The 21,042-nt window shown below is 42.3% G+C and carries 13 protein-coding genes, 1 tRNA gene, 1 other RNA gene and 1 other annotated feature; of the genes, 14 read left to right on the top strand and 1 reads right to left on the bottom strand.

Annotation, left to right across the window (positions count from 1 at the left end; translation table 11 throughout):
• Positions 1 to 24 precede the first annotated feature (24 nt).
• Positions 25 to 1,254, bottom strand: a complete 1,230-nt coding sequence (gene dpaL / locus LJE12_RS05165) for a diaminopropionate ammonia-lyase (RefSeq protein ID WP_128867661.1) — start codon at positions 1,252 to 1,254, stop codon at positions 25 to 27.
• A gap of 258 nt (positions 1,255 to 1,512) precedes the next feature.
• On the opposite strand from dpaL, the gene LJE12_RS05160 reads away from it, so the two are divergent.
• The 14 genes from LJE12_RS05160 (at position 1,513) to LJE12_RS05095 (ending at position 21,041) form a co-directional block, all read left to right on the top strand.
• Positions 1,513 to 2,754 (top strand): DUF1015 domain-containing protein, encoded by a 1,242-nt coding sequence (locus LJE12_RS05160; RefSeq protein WP_128867660.1) that lies wholly within the window; start codon positions 1,513 to 1,515, stop codon positions 2,752 to 2,754.
• 124 nt (positions 2,755 to 2,878) lie between these two features.
• Positions 2,879 to 3,226, top strand: coding sequence for a hypothetical protein (locus tag LJE12_RS05155; protein WP_026648465.1), 348 nt, complete (start codon positions 2,879 to 2,881; stop codon positions 3,224 to 3,226).
• 164 nt (positions 3,227 to 3,390) lie between these two features.
• A tRNA-Pro gene (locus tag LJE12_RS05150) sits at positions 3,391 to 3,464 on the top strand.
• 88 nt (positions 3,465 to 3,552) lie between these two features.
• Positions 3,553 to 3,816: a binding site (T-box leader), on the top strand.
• Positions 3,817 to 3,910: 94 nt separating this feature from the next.
• Entirely contained in the window at positions 3,911 to 5,566 is a 1,656-nt protein-coding gene (locus tag LJE12_RS05145) for a 2-isopropylmalate synthase (RefSeq protein ID WP_025579023.1), read from the top strand.
• Positions 5,567 to 5,971: 405 nt separating this feature from the next.
• Positions 5,972 to 8,227, top strand: a complete 2,256-nt coding sequence (pflB, locus tag LJE12_RS05140) for a formate C-acetyltransferase (protein ID WP_020993932.1) — start codon at positions 5,972 to 5,974, stop codon at positions 8,225 to 8,227.
• Positions 8,228 to 8,245: 18 nt separating this feature from the next.
• On the top strand, positions 8,246 to 8,986 hold the full coding sequence (pflA, locus tag LJE12_RS05135; RefSeq protein WP_173703081.1) for a pyruvate formate-lyase-activating protein: 741 nt from the start codon (positions 8,246 to 8,248) through the stop codon (positions 8,984 to 8,986).
• A 462-nt stretch (positions 8,987 to 9,448) separates the two neighbouring features.
• A complete protein-coding gene (locus tag LJE12_RS05130; RefSeq protein WP_173698836.1) occupies positions 9,449 to 11,962 on the top strand; it encodes a methyltransferase domain-containing protein in 2,514 nt (837 codons plus the stop codon).
• A gap of 194 nt (positions 11,963 to 12,156) precedes the next feature.
• The gene (locus LJE12_RS05125; protein WP_020993931.1) at positions 12,157 to 12,993 is read left to right on the top strand and encodes a cell wall hydrolase; all 837 of its coding nucleotides are present in this window, start codon (positions 12,157 to 12,159) and stop codon (positions 12,991 to 12,993) included.
• 283 nt (positions 12,994 to 13,276) lie between these two features.
• Positions 13,277 to 14,767, top strand: a complete 1,491-nt coding sequence (gene thrC, locus LJE12_RS05120; protein WP_227226775.1) for a threonine synthase — start codon at positions 13,277 to 13,279, stop codon at positions 14,765 to 14,767.
• A gap of 91 nt (positions 14,768 to 14,858) precedes the next feature.
• Positions 14,859 to 15,040, top strand: a non-coding RNA gene (gene ssrS / locus LJE12_RS05115) — 6S RNA.
• A gap of 78 nt (positions 15,041 to 15,118) precedes the next feature.
• Positions 15,119 to 16,180, top strand: a complete 1,062-nt coding sequence (locus tag LJE12_RS05110; protein WP_025579028.1) for an aldose epimerase family protein — start codon at positions 15,119 to 15,121, stop codon at positions 16,178 to 16,180.
• A gap of 231 nt (positions 16,181 to 16,411) precedes the next feature.
• Positions 16,412 to 17,308, top strand: coding sequence for a YihY/virulence factor BrkB family protein (locus LJE12_RS05105; RefSeq protein ID WP_173681620.1), 897 nt, complete (start codon positions 16,412 to 16,414; stop codon positions 17,306 to 17,308).
• A 112-nt stretch (positions 17,309 to 17,420) separates the two neighbouring features.
• Positions 17,421 to 18,299: an undecaprenyl-diphosphate phosphatase gene (locus LJE12_RS05100; protein WP_020993930.1), complete on the top strand. Its 879-nt coding sequence runs from the start codon at positions 17,421 to 17,423 to the stop codon at positions 18,297 to 18,299.
• A gap of 42 nt (positions 18,300 to 18,341) precedes the next feature.
• On the top strand, positions 18,342 to 21,041 hold the full coding sequence (locus tag LJE12_RS05095) for an FtsK/SpoIIIE family DNA translocase (RefSeq protein WP_227226776.1): 2,700 nt from the start codon (positions 18,342 to 18,344) through the stop codon (positions 21,039 to 21,041).
• Position 21,042 lies beyond the last annotated feature (1 nt).

Here is a 21,042-nt window from a genome sequence, read left to right as displayed (position 1 = left end):
ACCTGTCTGTGTTCACCAAAAACATCATTTGCTTAAAGATTCGTCTGTTCCGTATAATCCGTCCCATACGATCTCGCGGTAGCGAACAGGATCAGTGTCACCTTCTGTGGAAATAACAAGTACTACGGAATTCTCATCCAGTTTCAGCGCTTCTTTTAAGTCTTTTGCATCTTCATCGTGAAGAGCAGTGAAGCAGAAACCAAGCGGAACGGAACCGGATTCACCGGAGACAACGTGTGGATCATCTCCCAGTGGATTAGCGTAGATACGTGTTGCCTTTGCGCTCATCCAGTCAGGACAGGATGCAAATACATCTACGTGATTTTTCAGGATATCCCACCCGATCGTATTTCCCTCACCGCATGCAAGACCGGCCATAATTGTCTGAAGATCACCTGTAACATTTACCAGATTTCCTGTCTTTGCAACAGCGGAGCGGTACAGGCAGTCAGCAGCACTTGCTTCACAGACAGCCATAACCGGCGGGTTATCTTTATATTTATGAGCGAAATAACCGACTACGGCACCTGCTAAAGAACCAACACCGGCCTGAACAAATACATGTGTCGGACGTTCAACACCCATTTCTTTTAACTGCTGGTCAGCCTCAAGAACCAGTGTTCCGTATCCCTGCATGATCCAGGATGGAATTTCTTCATATCCGTCCCATGCGGTATCCTGAACGATGATACCATGTTCTGTTTTGGCAGCTTCTGCTGCAGCCATTCTTACGCAGTCATCATAGTTTACTTCTTCGATCGTAACAGTAGCACCTTCTTTGACAATGTTATCGAAACGGGTCTTTGTTGTTCCCTTAGGCATTCTTACAACTGCTTTCTGTCCAAGGCGGTTAGCTGCCCATGCAACTCCACGTCCATGATTACCGTCTGTTGCAGTAAAGAATGTAGCCTGTCCGAATTCTTCTCTTAATTTATCAGAAGAGAGAACATTGTATGGCAGCTCGCTGATATCACGTCCAAGTTCTTTTGCGATATAGCGGCCCATTGCATAAGAACCTCCAAGTACTTTGAAAGCATTTAAGCCAAAGCGATAGGATTCATCCTTACAGAAAATATTTTTTACTCCTAAATATTTCGCAAGAGATGAAAGGTTCTGAAGAGGCGTCACACTGTACTGTGGGAAACTTCTGTGGAACTCATTTGCTTTCTTTACATTTTCTTCGGACATCAGTTCCAGGTGTTTATCATCTGATTTCGGAACCTCGTTTACAGTCCATTTTAATCCTTCTGTCATAAAATGACCTCCCTTAAAAATTATCATTTGGTTTCCTTAACTTGTGATTCTATCATACCATATATTTTAAAAATTGCAATAGAAAAATACAAAAATTTTTAGGTTTTTCAAAAAAAAATTAGGTTTCATAATTTGTACATTGATATAAGGATTTGGATATGATAAAATAATGAGTAATGTTCGTTTTATTTTTACAGGATAGACAGTAAAGTGGGTATAAAAGAGCAATACAAAAGATACAGAAGAGGAGAAAATATTATGGCAGTATTTCATGCATTCCGGGCACTTCGACCTACACCGGAAAAGGCTGCTGATGTGGCAGCACTTCCATATGATGTGGTAAACCGGGAAGAAGCAAAATCAATCGGAGATGAGAATCCTCTGTCCTTTCTTCATATTGACAGACCGGAAATGGATCTAGAACCTGAGACAGATCTGTATGATGATCGGGTTTATGAAAAAGCAAAAGAAAATCTTGACAATATGGAAGAAAAGGGAATTCTTGTTCAGGATCAGAAGGCCTGTTACTATATATATGAACTTGTAAGAAAAGGAAAGACACAGACCGGTATCGTAGGATGCAGCTCCATTGATGATTATATGAATGGTGTAGTGAAGAAACATGAGCTTACCAGAGAAGATAAGGAACAGGACAGGATCCACCATGTAGATTCCTGTAATGCAAATACCGGTCCTATTTTTCTGGCATGCAGATATCCGGATTCTCTGCTTACACTGATGAATAACTGGAAAGATCATCATGAAGCAGCATATGATTTTACAGAAGAGGATCAGATCACACACAGAGTATGGGTGATTGATGAAGATGAGGTCATTTCTGAAATAAATAAGGAATTTGCAGGGATTGATTCTCTGTACATCGCAGATGGACATCACCGCGCAGCTTCCGCTGTAAAAGTAGGTTTAAAGAGAAGAGAACAGAATCCGGGATATACAGGGGAGGAAGAGTTTAATTATTTCCTGTCTGTTGTATTTCCCTATGACCAGCTCTGCATTCTTCCTTATAACAGGATTGTAAAAGATTTGAACGGCCTGACTGTAAAGGCATTTCTGGGCGCCCTGAAGTTCAACTTTGAACTGATGCTGATGCCGGGATTTCCATGCAGGCCTGTAGAGAAGCATTGTATGGGAATGTATGTGGACGGACAGTGGTATCACCTGAAAGCATGGCCGGATATCTATGAGAAGAAGGACGTGGTCGGACAGCTGGATGTATCCATTCTTCAGGAAAAAGTCCTCAGACCAGTCCTGGGAATCGAAGATCCGCGCACAGACCAGAGAATCTCCTTTGTGGGCGGAAGCCATAAGGCAGCAGAGCTGGCAGAGATTGCGGACAGAACCGGCGGTGTAGCCTTTGTCATGTACCCGACATCTATGGAAGACCTGATGAAGATTGCAGACGAGAACAAATTAATGCCTCCAAAATCCACCTGGTTTGAGCCAAAGCTTCGGAGTGGGCTGTTTATACATAAGTTATAATTTGCCGAAGATGTATTATAAAAATATTATAATAATTTCGCTGTAGACTTTTCCTTCCTTCAATGGTACAATTGGTTCTATACAGAAGAGAACGAGACGTACTATAGCGAAAGGAGGGAAGAATGTGGAAGATGCGGAATTGAGAAATATCCTTTTTTCTATACAGGGAAGCATTGCCGGTTTTCAAAATGATATGTCCGATGTAAAGAACGATATCGCAGATATGAAGACAGATATTGCAAACATGAAGACGGATATCACGAACATGAAATCAGATATTGTGCAACTCAAGGGAAGCGTAAAAACTATAGAACTTAAACTGGAAAATGAAATTGACAGAAAAATATCTGCCCTATTTGATGCACGTATGGATGAGCTTCGCTATAGAAAGGAGAATAAGGAAACTCGAGAGAAAGTTTTTGAACTGGATATGCGTGTAGACAATTTGGAAAAAGCCATCATGCCAGCGTAACTGTAGCAGATGATTGTAAGGCTTGTACATAGGATAAACAGGAAGAAATTTTATAACATAAAAAAGTACATAAAATTTCTTCCTGCTAAATTTGTATAATTTTTGTGAATTTTTCAAAAAACAGTTGAAATCACAGAAATAATTTGTTATACTAACTTGCGTTACGGGGTATGGCGTAGCTTGGTAGCGCGCACGGCTGGGGGCCGTGAGGTCGCAGGTTCAAATCCTGTTGCCCCGACTGACATATGGTTAAATTGTTTGTAGTATATTTACAATGAATGATTCAGACGTATGTTCATTTTAAAAAAGCCAAATAAAGTTATAAGTAAAATGCAATGATAAGGAATAGTACACCCGGACCGGAGCACAGAGAACTGCTGGTTGCTGAGAAGCAGTGGAAGGAAATTGTGGAACTCGCCTTTGAGCAGCTGCCTGAAATTATACAAGAGTAGGTGCAGACGGTTTCCACCGTTATATGGAGAGGATATAAGAATACCGGATATCCGGAGATTCCGTATCCCATGAGTGTATGACATTGTTCATAAATAAGAGTGGTACCGCGTAAGATGATAATATCTTTCGTCTCTTGCAGATAAGTCTGTGGAGATGGAAGATTTTTTTATGTCTTTTTACAGTCAATCCCCACAGTCCAAACATAATATTTACATAACGGAGGAAGAAAAAATGATGAATCCAAGCAAATATCAGAGACAGTATTTTATGCCACCTGTTAAATGCATGAAATGGGCAGAAAAAGAATATGTGGACAAAGCACCTGTCTGGTGTTCTGTAGACCTTCGTGACGGTAATCAGGCACTGGTGATTCCGATGAGTCTGGAACAGAAAATTGAATTCTTTAAACTTCTTGTAAAAATCGGTTTCAAAGAAATTGAAGTAGGTTTCCCGGCTGCTTCTGAAACAGAATATGAATTTCTGCGTACCCTGATCGAGCAGAATCTGATCCCACAGGATGTAACTATTCAGGTTCTGACTCAGGCCAGAGAGCATATCATCCGCAAAACTTTTGAAGCTGTCAAAGGCGCACCGAAGGCAATTGTACATGTGTACAATTCCACCTCTGTAGCTCAGAGAGAACAGGTATTTAAGAAATCCAAAGAAGAAATCTTAAAGATTGCAGTGGATGGTGCCGCATTATTAAAGAAACTGGCTGATGAAACAGAAGGAAATTTCCAGTTTGAGTACAGCCCTGAAAGCTTTACAGGCACAGAACCGGAATACGCTCTGGAAGTATGCAATGCAGTTCTTGATGTATGGCAGCCTACAGCAGATAACAAATGCATCATCAATCTGCCTGTAACTGTACAGCATTCCATGCCGCATGTATATGCAAGCCAGGTAGAATATATGTGTGAAAATCTGAAATACCGCGAGAATGTAATCGTATCTCTCCATCCGCACAATGACAGAGGATGCGGTGTTGCAGATTCTGAAATGGGATTACTTGCAGGTGCAGACAGAATCGAGGGTACTCTGTTCGGAAACGGTGAGCGTACCGGAAATGTAGATATTGTTACACTTGGTATGAATATGTATTCTCAGGGTGTAGATCCAAAACTTGACTTCTCTGATATGCCACATATCTGTGAAATATATGAAGAATGTACCGGAATGAAAGTAGGCGAAAGAAGTCCGTACAGTGGTGCACTTGTATTTGCCGCATTTTCCGGCTCTCATCAGGATGCAATTGCCAAGGGTATGCACTGGAGAGATGACAAGGATCCGGATCACTGGAATGTTCCGTATCTTCCAATCGACCCGACAGATGTGGGAAGAAATTATGACGCAGATGTTATCCGCATCAACAGCCAGTCCGGTAAAGGTGGCGTGGGATATATCCTTGAGACCAAATTCGGTCTGAACCTTCCTCCGAAAATGCGTGAGGCAATGGGATATGCCACAAAAGCTGTTTCAGATCACAAACATAAAGAGCTTCATCCTGACGAAATTTTCAATCTGTTTAAACAGACCTTTGAGAATATCACAGAACCATACAGCATCAATGAAGTACATTTCCAGCAGAAAGATGGTGGTATTGTAACAAAAGTTACCTCTACTTTCCGCGGAAAGACAATCACTACAGAGGCATCCGGTAACGGACGTCTTGATGCAGTCAGCAATGCACTGAAGAAGGCATATGAGCTGAAATATTCCCTGGAAACATATCAGGAGCATGCGCTGGAGCGCAGTTCAAGTTCCAAAGCTATTGCTTATGTCGGTATCAAAAAGCCGGATGGAACGCTTGCCTGGGGTGCAGGCGTAGACGCAGATATCATTCGCGCATCTATTGATGCACTTGTAACAGCGATCAATAACCGTTAGATTGTTCCGACACGCCCGATTCTGTCCTGCTGTTTTTTGACTTCTGCAGGTCAGGCTAATATCCGCTTGGCAGGGAATAATATAGTTTACATAAAATATCAAAAATCAGATACCGGTCAGATTGTCCAGAGGACTTCCTGACCGGTATTTTTTTGTATTTATAAAAATACAAGAAAGTCTTAATGTACGCGATAAAGTACAATAAAGAAGCAAACTCCGATGAAAAGCTATCAGAATTGTATTTAATTAAAATCATAAAGGAAATTAATTGACATAACACTCATGTTTACGTATACTGACTGCATGGGCAGAAAAGTGTCCTAAATAAGTACAATTTACATTTTATTATCTCACTCCAGGCCAGTGAGAGATGCGCGGAAATATTTTAGAGAAAGAGGTAAAAGAATGAAAAATTTCGAACAGTGGAATGGCTTTAAGGGCAACCGTTGGAAAGAAAAAATCGATGTACGTAACTTTATTGGAATGAACTATACACCATATGACGGTGATGCTTCTTTCCTGGAAGGACCTACAGAAGCTACAAACAAACTGTGGGGCAAGCTCCAGGCACTTCAGAAAGAAGAACGTGCCAAAGGCGGAGTTCTTGATATGGAGACAGAGGTAGTTACATCTCTGACAGCATATGGTCCCGGATATATTGATGAAGAAACAAAAGACCTTGAAAAAGTTGTTGGTCTTCAGACAGATAAACCTCTGAAACGTGCTTTCATGCCATACGGCGGTATCAAAATGGCAGAGCAGGCTTGTGAAACTTACGGATATAAAGTAAGTGACAAGATTAAAGATGTTTTCCACAACTATGAATTTAAAACTCACAACCAGGGTGTATTTGATATCTACACACCTGAGATGAAAGTAGCACGTCACAACAAGATCCTTACAGGTCTTCCGGATACTTACGGACGTGGACGTATCGTTGGCGATTACAGACGTGTGGCTCTGTACGGAATCGACGCTCTGATCGAAGGAAAACAGAAAGACTTCGCAGCATGCGACCGTCAGGGTATGAGACGTTATGACTTCCAGCTTCGTGAAGAGATCGCTGATCAGATCCGTGCTCTGAAAGGCATGAAAGTTATGGCCGAATCTTATGGATATGATATCTCCAAACCGGCCAAAGATGCAAGAGAAGCTTTCCAGTGGCTGTACTTCGGATATCTTGCAGCCATCAAAACTCAGAACGGTGCTGCAATGAGTGTCGGACGTATTTCCACATTCCTTGATATTTATATTGAAAGAGATCTTCAGAACGGAACTCTTACAGAGAAAGAAGCTCAGGAGCTTGTTGACCACATGGTAATGAAATTCCGTATGGTTAAATTTGCACGTATCCCTTCTTACAATCAGTTATTCTCCGGTGACCCGGTATGGGCAACTCTGGAAGTAGCAGGTATGGGACAGGACGGACGTTCCATGGTAACAAAGAACGACTATCGTTTCCTGCACACACTGGAAGATATGGGACCGGCTCCGGAACCAAACCTTACAGTACTTTATTCTTCAAGACTGCCTGAGAACTTCAAGAAATATGCTGCAAATATTTCTGTTACAACAAGTTCTGTTCAGTATGAGAATGATGATGTTATGCGTCCGGTATGGGGCGATGACTACAGCATCTGCTGCTGTGTATCTGCTACAGAGACAGGTAAAGAGATGCAGTTCTTCGGCGCTCGTGCAAACCTTGCAAAATGCCTTCTTTATGCGATCAACGGCGGTGTTGATGAGAAGACAAAACAGCAGGTAGGACCAAATTATCAGCCGATCACTTCTGAATATCTTGACTATGATGAAGTAATTGCAAAATATGACAAAATGATGGACTGGCTGGCTCATCTGTATGTCGGAACACTGAACATGATCCACTACATGCATGACAAATACTACTACGAAGCAGCAGAGATGGCTCTGATCGATACAAAAGTTGAGCGTTCTTTCGCAACAGGTATCGCAGGATTCTCTCATGTAGTAGACTCCCTGTCCGCTATCAAATATGCAAAAGTTAAAGCTATCCGCGATGAAGACGGCATTACAACAGATTTCCAGGTTGAGGGTGACTTCCCACGTTATGGTAATGATGATGACAGAGCAGACGAGATCGCAACAACTCTTCTGTCTACATTCCTTGAGAAACTGAAACACATCCATACTTACCGTGATTCCAAGCCAACCACATCTATCCTTACTATTACTTCCAACGTTGTTTATGGTAAGGCTACAGGATCTCTTCCGGATGGAAGAAAAGCAGGTGAACCTCTTGCTCCTGGCGCAAACCCATCTTACGGTGCAGAGCAGAACGGTCTTCTTGCTTCCCTGAACTCTGTTGCCAAGCTTGACTATGAAGATGCTCTTGACGGTATCTCCAATACTCAGACAATCAATCCTGATGCTCTGGGACACAGTGATGACGAGCGTTCAGAGAATCTGGTACATGTACTTGACGGATACTTTGATCAGGGCGCTCATCACCTCAATGTAAACGTATTTGGTAAAGAGAAACTGATCGACGCTATGGAACATCCGGAAAAAGAAGAGTATGCAAACTTCACAATCCGTGTATCCGGATATGCTGTTAAGTTCATCGACCTTACAAGAGAGCAGCAGTTAGACGTTATTGCCAGAACCTGCCACGACAGAATGTAATTAATGGATGATGATATAATGGATAATAAACAGATAAAAGGCTATGTTCATTCTTTGGAAAGCTTCGGGTCCGTTGATGGACCCGGAGTAAGATATGTGATTTTTTTTAGCGGCTGTGCCATGAGATGTCAGTTCTGTCATAATCCGGATACCTGGAAGATGAAGCAGGGAGAGCTTTATACGGCAGATGAGCTTCTTAAGAAAGCTTTACGTTATAAGGGCTACTGGGGCAGCAAAGGCGGTATCACTGTAAGCGGTGGTGAGCCATTGCTTCAGATGGATTTTCTTACAGAATTTTTTAAGAAGGCAAAGGCAGAGGGTGTGCATACGAATCTTGATACCAGTGGAAATCCTTTCACTGATCAGGAACCATGGCATTCCGGATGGCTGGAGCTTATGAAGTATACAGATCTTGTAATGCTTGATATCAAGCAGATTGACGAGCAGGAGCATATTAAGCTTACCGGTCATTCCAATAAGAATATTCTTGCGATGGCGCGGGAACTTTCTGATATGAAAAAACCTGTATGGATCCGTCATGTGCTTGTGCCGGACGGAAGTGATAAGGATGAATATCTGCACCGGTTAGCTGATTTTATCCATACTCTTTCCAATGTGGAGAGAGTGGAGGTGCTCCCTTATCATACGCTTGGTAAGTTTAAATGGGAGAATCTGGGGCTTTCTTATCCACTGGAGGGGGTTAATCCTCCGACGCAGGAAAGGATTGATAATGCCCGGAAGATTCTTGGAGCTATCTGAGTAAAAATATATAGCTGTCATATCCTCTTTTTGGGGGTATGGCAGCTTTGTTTTTGGTTTAAAAAGGGGACGCGAAGCAGGCGTATAGTTGTACCGGATACGGTTTCGGCATCTAAGAGATTCTAAGCCCTCGAAAATCCGCTAAAAGCATGAGACGAAAAGTCCGGAATTACTCGCTGTCGCTCAGACAAGGGACTTTTCGTCTCATAACGCAGATTTCCGAGGACTAAGAATCTCTAAGATGCCTGCAAATGCATCCGGTACAACTATACGCCTGCTTCGCTGGTTTTGGTTAAGATATAATACAAGGTGGAGTGTGAATTATAAGAAGGACTTTGTTTATATAAAAATGAATTGAGACGTGAAATATATCCCCCGGGAGGGCTTGTTGGGGGGAGGGTGGATTTGATATAATTTTGATCATATATGATTATAACTTGCATACATGGAGGTTGGCATAAGGTGAAGGATTTATTATCGGAGATTGAGAGTTACTGGACTACCCGGGCTGAGGGGTATTCTGAAGTTAATCATAAGGAATTAAATGGGATGCAGAAGGGGGCATGGCTTGAGGTGTTGAAAGGGCAGTTCCCGGAGAAAGCGAAGGATGAGATTAAGATTTTGGATATCGGAACAGGACCTGGATTTTTTCCTGTTATTCTGGCTGAGGCGGGATATAAGGTGACTGCTGTTGATTATACGCAGGAGATGTTGGATACCGCGAAGAGGAATGCCGGTAATCTTTGTGAGCGGATTTCTTTTTATAAGATGGATGCTCAGAATCTGGAATTTGAGGATGATGTGTTTGATGTTGTGATCAGCAGGAATCTGACATGGAATCTGAAGGATCCTAAGAGAGCTTATGAAGAGTGGTGTCGTGTACTGAAACCGGGCGGAAAGCTTCTTAATTTCGATGCAAACTGGTACGGTTATCTTTATGATGAGGAGAAACGCCTGTCTTATGAGGAAGACCGAAAGAGTGTGGAGAGTGAGCATCTGGATGATCATTACCTCTGTACGGATATTGACAGAATGGAGAAGATTGCACTGCAGATGCCTCTTTCTTCTATTAACAGACCGTCCTGGGACAGGAAGTTTCTGAAGGAGAACGGGTTTGAGTCTGTGGCAGTGGATACCGGGATCTGGCAGCGGGTGTGGAGTCAGGAAGAGAAGCTGAATTATCATTCTACGCCGATGTTTATGATCAGCGCTGTGAAGAAAGAGAAAGATATCTGGTCCGAGAATGATGGAATGGGTGATTCTGATAGCGGATATGACAGGAAAAGAGATTTGGAGGATGCCATGCTGTGTGCTGCTCCGGGTACGAAAAAGAGCGGATTCCTGAAACTGGGCGGAGGTGAGTTTTCGCTTCCTTATACAGTAATCTGCGGTTCTCATCCCGGAAAGACAGTTCTGATCACCGCTGCGGTCCACGGAGGAGAATATGTGGGAATCCAGGCTGCTGTTGAGCTTGCAGATAAACTGAAGCCTGAGAAGATCCATGGAAGAGTGATCCTGGTTAAGACTGTGTGCAGGAAGGAATTTGAGGAGAGGAGCGGCAGTATCTGCCCGGAGGATGAGAAGAATCTGAATCGTGTATTTCCGGGGAATCCGCAGGGAACCAGGATGGACCGTCTGGCGTATGAGGTGGTTCAGAAGCTTCACAGTGCAGCAGATTATTATATTGATCTTCACAGCGGGGATGATTATGAGCAGCTTACGCCTTATATTTACTATGCCGGATGTGCAGATGAAGATGTGGTTCAGATGTCAAGGAAGATGGCAGAGCAGGCAGATGTTCCCTATATGGTAAAGTCTAATGTGGCATCCGGTGGTTCTTACAATTATGCTGCCACATGTGGCATTCCCAGTGTTCTGATCGAACGTGGCCAGATGGGAGGCTGGAGTCCGGAGGAGGTTCATTCTACAAGAAAAGATGTGCGTAATATTCTGTGTGCGCTGGGTGTTTACGATGGCATGAGAAGTTACAGTAATTATTATCCCATGGAAATTGAAGATGTGCGTTATCAGTCTGCCAGTGTATCCGGGCTGTGGTATCCTGCCAAAAAACCGGGAGATATCATTAAGGTTGGAGAGTATCTTGGCTGTGTTAAGGATTATGAGGGAAATATTCTGGAGACAAGTTTATCCGATTTAAATGGAGTGGTTCTATATCAGGCGGGAAGTCTTCAGGTTATTAAGGATGGTCCGATGATCGCATATGGCAGTTTCAGCAGAAGAAAGGATGAACGCAAGGAAAAGATCACAAATTACTGGGCGAAAAGAAGCGACAGTTTTATGGAACAGAGAAGAGCTGAGCTTCACAGTGATATGGCTGATAAATGGCTGAAAGAGATCGGGACTTTTCTTCCTGATGGAAAATTAAGGATTCTGGATGTGGGATGCGGTGCAGGCTTCTTTTCCATTCTTTTAGCAAAACTGGGACATGAAGTTACAGGAATCGATCTGACACCGGATATGATCATTCATTCCAGGGAACTGGCAAAAGAAGAGAACGCCTCCTGTACGTTTGAAGTAATGGATGCGGAAAATCCGGATTTTCCTGATGGTACCTTTGATGTAATCGTGTCCAGAAATCTTACCTGGACACTTCCGGATGCAGCAAGAGCATATAAAGAATGGATTCGTGTGCTGAAAACGGGAGGAATCCTGATCAACGCAGATGCCAATTATGGTGCAGATGATTTCTCAGATACTGCTGATCTGCCTGCCAATCATGCTCATTTTACAGTAGGCGATGCCATGATGCAGGAATGCGAGGAAATTAAACGCCAGCTTCCTATCAGTTCCTATGTACGCCCTGCCTGGGATCTGGAGACACTGGGAAAACTGGGTATCAACAGATTCTCCATTGATCTGGGTATCAGCAGCAGAATTTATACAAAGAAAGATGAGTTTTATAATCCAACCCCTATGTTCCTGATCTGCGGCGAAAAAAATAAATGTAATAATTGAGAAAAATGAAGCATATATTAAAGGGAGATTTCATTGATGGAACCTTCCTTTTTTCTTTTTTGCAAGCCAAAATGTTACAAAAATATGAAAAAAGCTTGACAAAATCAATTATATTAAATATAATTTTCTTATAAGTTACAGAAATGTTACAACCATAAAAACCTGTAATTAAAAAAACTCAAGGAATGATAAGTATGAAAGTTCAGAAAAAAGAGTCAAAACAGTCCGGCAATCCGGCGCGGAGTCTGATACTGGTTACAGTGTGTACCTGTACAGCGATTGCGTTTGCAGCAGGCGGCAGAATAGCAGATTTTAATGGAAAAAACAAAGTATATGCAGCTTCTGAAAATAGGGAGAAAACTTTTTCCTCTGATGCTGACGAAACAGATGTACTGCCAACAGGAATTGCAGGAGTAGTATCCGGAATGAATGATACAGCTTCTCCCAAAAAATCAGTCACACGTATCGGAACTTCCTGTGAACAGGTAATGGTCGGTCAGAGAATTAAAGTTATTGAAGATAATATGGCAGAATTCGATGTCAGCTCTTCTATGGAGAGCAGCATCAATGAGTTGGATGCAAGGACAGCGGCTCTTGCAGAGAGCGCCCGGATGATGTCGGATGAGGACTATGATACATTGCTTCATATTGTAGAGGCTGAAGCAGGTACTGAGGATGTCAAGGGACGCATTCTGGTTGCCAATGTGATCATGAACCGTATAAAGAATAAGGAATTTCCCGATACAGTCACAGAAGTGGTATGGCAGAATACCAATGGTGTTCCGCAGTTTTCACCGACTTATGACGGACGTATCAATGAAGTAACTGTTACAGATGAGACAAGAGAAGCCGTCAGACAGGCTCTTGAAGGTGTGGATTATTCAGAAGGAGCACTGTTTTTTATCCAGAAATCTGAAGCTGAAAGCCAGAATGTCTCCTGGTTTGAGAAAGATCTGAAAAGGCTGTTTAAATACGGCGTACATGAATTTTATACCTATCCGGATTCAGCAGAAAGTTCCACAGGATCGTAATAAACGATACTCTTCATATGACTCATTTAACAGGATTGCGGTAATATTGCTCAAAATATGGACATATTCTTCGGGAACAAAAGAATATGTCCATATTTTTGATTTATAGTAATCAATCATAAAAAGACAGAAAAAAGAGAAATAATTTAGGATAGTATTTTGCTAAAGTATATGCTATAATGTGCTCAATTGGCGAAATGAATAACTGTAACTGTTCAGCGGTTTATTATTACTGCCAATATACTGAACAGTTACGAATAACTTTGGAAAGGCAGGAAATATCATGCAGGTATTATACAAAAGCACAAGAGGAAAAGAAGAAACCGTAACAGCTTCTATGGCTATTTTAAAGGGGCTTTCTGAGGATGGCGGCTTATTTGTGCCGACAGAGATTCCGAAGCTGGATGTCCCAATGGATGAGCTGGCAAAGATGAGCTATCAGGAGACAGCATATGAAGTAATGAAATGTTTCCTTACTGATTTTACAGAAGAAGAATTAAAGAACTGCATCAACAATGCCTATGATGAAAAATTTGATACAAAAGAGATTGCACCGCTTCATGAAGCAGACGGAGCTTATTTCCTTGAGCTGTATCATGGTGCGACCATTGCGTTTAAGGATATGGCATTATCAATTCTTCCACATCTTATGACTACAGCTGCTAAGAAGAATCAGGTAAAAAATGAGATTGTTATTCTTACCGCTACTTCCGGAGATACAGGTAAAGCGGCAATGGCCGGATTTGCAGATGTTCCGGGAACCAAGATCATCGTTTTCTATCCGAAACATGGTGTAAGTCCTATCCAGGAGAAACAGATGGTAACTCAGAAAGGCAACAATACATATGTTGTGGGAATTACCGGAAACTTTGACGATGCACAGACTGCCGTAAAGAAAATGTTCAATGATAAGGAACTGGAAGCAGAACTTGATGCTGCAGGATATCAGTTCTCATCTGCGAACTCTATCAACATCGGACGTCTGGTACCGCAGATCGTTTATTATGTATATGCATATGCATCACTTGTACGTCAGGGCAAGATCAAAGACGGTCAGGAGATCAATGTGGTAGTACCTACCGGAAACTTTGGAAATATCCTGGCTGCTTATTATGCAAAACAGATGGGACTTCCGGTTCACAAACTTATCTGTGCCTCCAATGATAACAAGGTTCTGTATGATTTCTTCCGTACAGGAACTTATGACAGAAAGCGTGACTTTATCCTTACAACCTCACCGTCCATGGATATTCTGATCTCCAGCAATCTGGAACGTCTGATCTACCGTATCGCAGGCGGTGATGCAAAAAAATGTGCAGAGCTGATGCAGTCTCTTACTGCAGGCGGCGAGTATACCATCACAGAAGACATGAAGGCACAGCTTGCAGACTTCTATGGCAATTACTGTACAGAAGACGAAACAGCAAAAACAATCGCAGAAATCTTCAAAGACAGTCATTATGTGATAGATACCCATACTGCAGTTGCAGCAGGTGTTTATGACAAATATGTAAAAGATACCAATGATACCACACCAACTGTCATTGCATCCACAGCAAGCCCATATAAATTTACAAAAAGTGTAATGGAAGCACTTGGAGCAGATACAGACGGTAAGGATGATTTTGCACTGGCTGATGAACTGAGTGCGCTTTCCGGAGTGAAACTTCCACAGGCAGTTGAGACAATCCGCACAGCACCGGTGCTTCATAACCGGGTGGTAGATGCGCCGGATATGCCAAAGGCAGTAAAAGATATCCTTGGAATCCGATAATCTCCATATTATAAAAAATATAATTAATTCTACATTTTATGTTGAAAAAGAACATATACTGGAGTATAATAAGAATCAGTTAAAAACAGTGAATATCCTGAAATGTACGAGGCCCCTTCTTTTTTTGAACCTACATCGACTTTAACGGGAACCCAACATCGCAGGCCAGATGTCAGGCCGTCATTATGCAGCGGAAGACAGAAGGTCTGTTGAGGATACCCACCTAGCTATGGCTAGGCGTCAATGGGAAGGGAACGGCATTTCGGGAACTGTAAAAATGAGCCGTAGAGAGGCTCTTTTTTATTATCTTTTGGATTTAATATTATTTTATGATACGGGAGGTTGGAAACAATGGGTGTTTCTGAAAGAAAGTTCGGTGTATTACAGACTGGGGAAACAGTAAAAATTTTTCATCTGGAAAACAAATCCGGGGCATATGCGGAAGTGACAGATTTTGGAGCAATCCTGGTTAAGGTCTGCGTACCTGATAAAGATGGTACTTTAACAGACGTAGTACTTGGATATGATGATCTGGCATCTTATGAAGTAAATGGATGCTTTTTCGGTTCAACCATCGGCAGAAACGGAAACCGCATCGGCGGTGCGAAATTCTCTGTCAATGGCAAAGAAGTAGTTCTTGCTCAGAATGAGAATGACAATAATCTTCACAGCGGTCCTGACGGATTTGAAAAAAAGCTCTGGAAAGTGGCTGAGATTTCCGATGATAAAAACAGTGTTATATTTAACCGTATAAGTCCGGATGGCGAGAATGGTTTCCCGGGAGAATTTGATGTGTCTGTAAAATATGAGTTTACGGAAGACAACGAACTGAGGATCCATTATCAGGGAATCTGCGATGAGCCGACAGTTGCCAATATGACAAATCATTCTTATTTCAATCTGAATGGTGAGGGAAGCGGAACCGCCATGGATCAGTATCTTACAATCCATGCAAAATATTATACACCTGTAGCCGACAGTCATTCCATTCCTACAGGAGTGTATGAGGAAGTTGCAGGGACTCCCATGGATTTCAGAACTGCCAAACAGATTGGGCAGGATATTGAAGCAGAATTTGAGCAGCTGAAATTCACAGGCGGATATGACCACAATTATGTGACAGACAATTATGCAAAAGGAAACAGAAGACTGATCGCAACCGCATACAGTGATAAAACCGGAATTGCCATGGATGTCACTTCCGACTGTCCATGTGTACAGTTTTACGCAGCAAATTTTGTCGAAAATGAACATGGTAAAAATGGTCATACTTACAATAAGCGGGATGCTTTCTGTCTGGAAACGCAGGTTGAACCGAATGCGGTCAATGTTGAAGATTTCCACTCCCCGATTCTTAATGCAGGTGAACAGTATGATTCTGTGACTGCTTATCATTTCTACATCAGAAAGTAAAAATCTGACCATAAAACTAATTACATATTGATCCGGTTTTTTTCATATCTACAGCGTTCCAGCATGAAAAGAACCGGATTTTATTATCCATAATTCATGTTTGTCATAACGGCAGTTTCATGGTATGATAGTAAACAGAGATATTCGAAACAGTTATCTTTATAATTACAGCAATCACCATAAATGCATTATCTAAAATGACTGCTGTAAAATAACAGAATGGAGACATATATGAAAAAGAAAAATAAAACCCGGTCTGTTACAGGGCTTTTATTCGGGTTTATGGAACGTGTATCCGGAGATCACGTAGGAGCTTATGCGACACAGGCAGCGTATTTTCTGATCATGTCTTTTATTCCCTGTATTCTGTTTCTGACTACACTGGTACGGTATACACCTCTGACCTATAATGTAGTCAGGGATGCGATCGTTGCTTTTATTCCGGAGAATCTGCAGAGTTTTGTTCTGGGGATCGTGGTAGATGTATACAAAAGAAGTACTGCAATTGTCCCTTTGTCAGCAATTGTGGCACTGTGGTCTGCCGGAAAAGGAATGCAGTCTATCATCAATGGATTAAATACCATTTATCACGTAAAAGAAACCCGTAACTGGCTGTTAACCAGAATTTATGCAGTATTCTATACTTTATCACTGGTGATTGCGGTAATCGTGTCTCTGCTTATGCTTGTACTCGGAAACGAAATACAGAAAGCTGTATCAAGATATATTCCTTTTCTTGGAAGAGTTCTGGGAAAAATACTGGGGGCAAGAGCACTGTTGGTATTTGGTGTGTTGTTTCTGGTTTTTCTTATGTTGTATAAGGTTCTTCCGAACAGAAAAGCCACATTCAAAAGCCAGATTCCCGGAGCCTTGATCATAGCAGTTGCATGGTCGATATTTTCATACGGATTCTCTTTTTATTTTGAGATTTTTCCGGGGTTCAGTAATATGTACGGAAACCTTGCGACGATCATCATGGTCATGGTGTGGTTGTATATCTGTATGAATCTTCTGTTATACGGTGCAGAGATCAATGCTTATTTTGAAAAAGAATTCCGGATTGCACATAAATCGGTACAGGAACTGCTGGCACATGAAAAAGAAAAAAGGCAGCAGGAAAATGAATGAATTTTGGCTACGTTACTGTGAACATGACAGTCAGGGGGCTTTTTATTGTAAAGCCTTTCTGAGTGTGCTATAATAAACCATAATTTTGGAGAAACAAAAAGGAATCAGTTCTATGATCGTTGTATATTTGATATTTTTGGCTGTCATTCAGGCTGTGACGGAATTTCTTCCTGTCAGCAGCCTGGGACATTTATGCATATTGGAACAATATATGGGAATCGGCCACGAAACCGGATTGCTGTCAGAAACGATGCTCCATCTTGGAAGTGCGGCAGCAATTATATTTTTGTTCCGCAAAGATTTAAAAAAAATCGGACTGGGACTTCTGGGGATGTTTATGGATATGATCGGTAATCTGAATCTATATATCCATAACAAGAAGACAGGGGAAAGTTTGGGCTATGCCAGAATAGTCACCGGAACATATCGGAAAACAGGTGCACTTCTTGTGATTTCCATGATTCCAACAGCACTTCTGGGACTTACAGGAAAACGGCTGGCTCTTCTGGCCGCAGACTCTCAGATTGTTCCGGGAATCGGATTTTTACTTACAGGCGTATTTCTTCTGGTAACAGATCTGAATAAATCCGGTGGAAAAAAGGGACCGAGAGAGGCTTCTTATGACAGCGCCATGTGGATTGGAATTTGTCAGGGGATTGCTGTCTTTCCGGGGATTTCCAGAATGGGATTTACATTATGTGCTGCACTGTTATGCGGATATAACCGCAAATTTGCGGTTCGTTTTTCTGTTTTTATGAGTCTGCCTGCTATCATAGGTGCTTTTTTTACGGAAATCGGAAATTTTGGTGCTTCTGAAATGACGGCAGGACTTGGGTTTACCTATGTATTTGCAATGATCATCGCCGGTTTTGCGGGATGTCTTGTTATCCGAAATACAATAGCCATGACTCAGAATATAAAATTACGCTATTTTGCATATTATTCATTTATAGTCGGTATTATTACACTGGCATTAAATTTTGCCCTGTAAAGGGAAGATATTTACGAGAAGATCAAGGAGGGGAGCCTTAGAATGGCAGCATCAAAGAGTAAGAATACCGGGCATTCGGGAAGAAATACAAAAAAGAAGACAGCAATGGAACAGGAAGTCGGCAGATTTCAGACAGAAATCATATTATTTGTGATTTTGGCCGCATGTGTGATCCTGATGGCAAGCAATTTTGGAGCAGGTGGTTTTGTGGGAGATGCGATCAGTAATTTCTGTTTCGGACTGATGGGATTGATGGCATATCTGTTTCCAATCGTATTTTTCCTTGAATCAGCATTTATTCTGATCAATAAAACAAACCGGCTGGCATATAAGAAACTTGCAGCGGCGTTTGTGATGTTTCTGTTTCTGTGTGGGGCAGCGCAGCTTCTCACAGACGGATATATGCAGAGTACAACTTTGCTGGATTATTATGCTTTAAGCGCAGATTATAAAACAGGCGGTGGTCTGATCGGAGGAGCGATCTGTATTTCTGTCACATCTGCTTTTGGAACTATCGGCGGATATGTGATCATTATACTGGCATTTGTTGTATGTATGATCATTATCACACAGCGCTCTCTGCTCGATTTTGTAACGCGGCTGGTTATGAAGGTGTGTGATTTTGTAAAAGACAGACATATGCGCTATATGCAGGGTCAGCCTGAACGTGAGCGATATAGAGAAGAACGTGCCAGAGAACGTCAGCTTATAAGAGAACAGCGGCGTGAAGAAAGAGTCCGTAGACTGGAGGAAGAAATTGGCGATGATGAATTTTCAGATGATGACTTTCTCATGGATCCTTCGGAAGCAAAAAAAATGAAAAAAGGCGGCTTTCTGGAAGGAACCAAGCTGACAGGCTATTCTGAACAGAAGCCAAAGAAAAAGGGGAAACTTCTGAAAAAAGCAGCAGATACAGATAAAGCAGCAGCAGAAACAGCCGAAGCTGCGGAGAATACCGAGAACACAGGGATTAAATCCTCTGATGATGCGGATAATAAACCATACATCGATGCTCCGATGAATTTTGAGATTCACAGAGCGGATACATCCCCGGATACATACGAGGCAGATAATGAATCACAACAGCAGGAAGACCTTCCATTTGAAGATGCTGTCACTGACCGGAAGAAATCTGTGGTTTCAGAACCGGAGGAAGATCTGCCCCCTTTTCAGGATGAGAAGGCAGTGCGGCCGCCTTCGAAAAACCCCAAATCTTCTGAAAAGGAGATACAGAGCGGAATTGTAAACATTCAGCATGAGATCACCCGACAGGAAGCAGCCGTAAAAAAAGAATATAAATTTCCAGCCTTAAATCTGCTGAAGAAAGGAAGCAGCAAAGCTCAGGGGGATTCTGATGCCTATCTGCGTAAGACTGCAAAAAAACTCCAGGAAGTACTTCACAATTTCGGCGTGAACGTGACTGTCACTAATGTGAGCTGCGGACCAACAGTTACCCGTTATGAACTTCAGCCCGAGATGGGAGTGAAGGTCAGCAAAATTGTAGGTCTTGCAGATGACATCAAACTGAATCTTGCCACTCCTGATATCCGTATTGAAGCACCGATCCCCGGCAAAGCAGCAGTGGGCATTGAGGTTCCCAATAAAGAGAACAGTACGGTTATGCTCAGAGATCTGCTCCAGTCAGAAGAATTTCAGAAGGCAAAATCCAAACTTTCTTTTGCAGTAGGAAAGGATATTGCAGGTAAGACTGTAGTTGCGGATATTGCCAAAATGCCACATCTTCTCATCGCAGGTGCAACCGGTTCAGGTAAATCAGTATGTATCAATACACTTATCATCAGTATCCTGTACAAGGCAAATCCGGATGAAGTAAAGCTTATCATGATCGATCCTAAAGTAGTAGAGCTCAGTGTGTATAACGGAATTCCACATTTGTTTATTCCGGTTGTGACAGATCCGAAGAAAGCAGCAGGCGCATTAAACTGGGCAGTACAGGAGATGACAAACCGTTACAATACATTTGCGGAGTACGGTGTCCGTAATCTGGATGAATATAATAAAAAAGCAGAGCAGATCAAGGCGGCAGGAGCTGAAGAAGAACCTGTGAAAATGCCGCAGATTGTGATCATCGTGGATGAGCTTGCAGACCTTATGATGGTTGCGCCCGGAGAGGTGGAGGATGCTATCTGTCGCCTGGCCCAGCTTGCACGTGCGGCGGGTATCCATCTGATCATTGCCACACAGAGACCGTCTGTAAATGTTATCACCGGTCTGATCAAGGCGAATATGCCTTCCAGAATTGCTTTCTCTGTATCTTCCGGTGTGGATTCCAGGACAATTCTGGATATGAACGGAGCCGAGAAGCTTCTTGGAAAAGGTGATATGCTCTTTTATCCTCAGGGATATCAGAAGCCTGCAAGACTTCAGGGTGCATTTGTATCTGATGATGAGGTAAGTGCTGTGGTTGAATTTCTTGCAGATAAAAATCCGGGTGTCCAGTATAACCAACAGATCGAGCAGCAGGTAAATTCTCCTGTAACAACAGGTATGTCCGGAGATGAAAGGGACATCCATTTTGAAGAAGCAGGTAAGTTTATCATAGAGAAAGAGAAAGCTTCTATTGGCATGCTGCAGAGAATGTTTAAGATTGGTTTCAACAGAGCGGCAAGAATCATGGATCAGCTCTGCGACGCAGGTGTAGTGGGACCGGAAGAGGGAACAAAACCGAGAAAAGTTCTTATGTCTATGGAGGAGTTTCAGAATTATCTGGAAAATCAGTAAG

Source organism: Blautia sp. DFI.6.71 (genome assembly GCF_020593585.1).
Lineage (GTDB): Bacteria > Bacillota > Clostridia > Lachnospirales > Lachnospiraceae > Blautia_A > Blautia_A wexlerae.
Note: the sequence above shows the minus strand (reverse complement) of the source record. Positions and strands in the feature narration are given on the sequence as shown.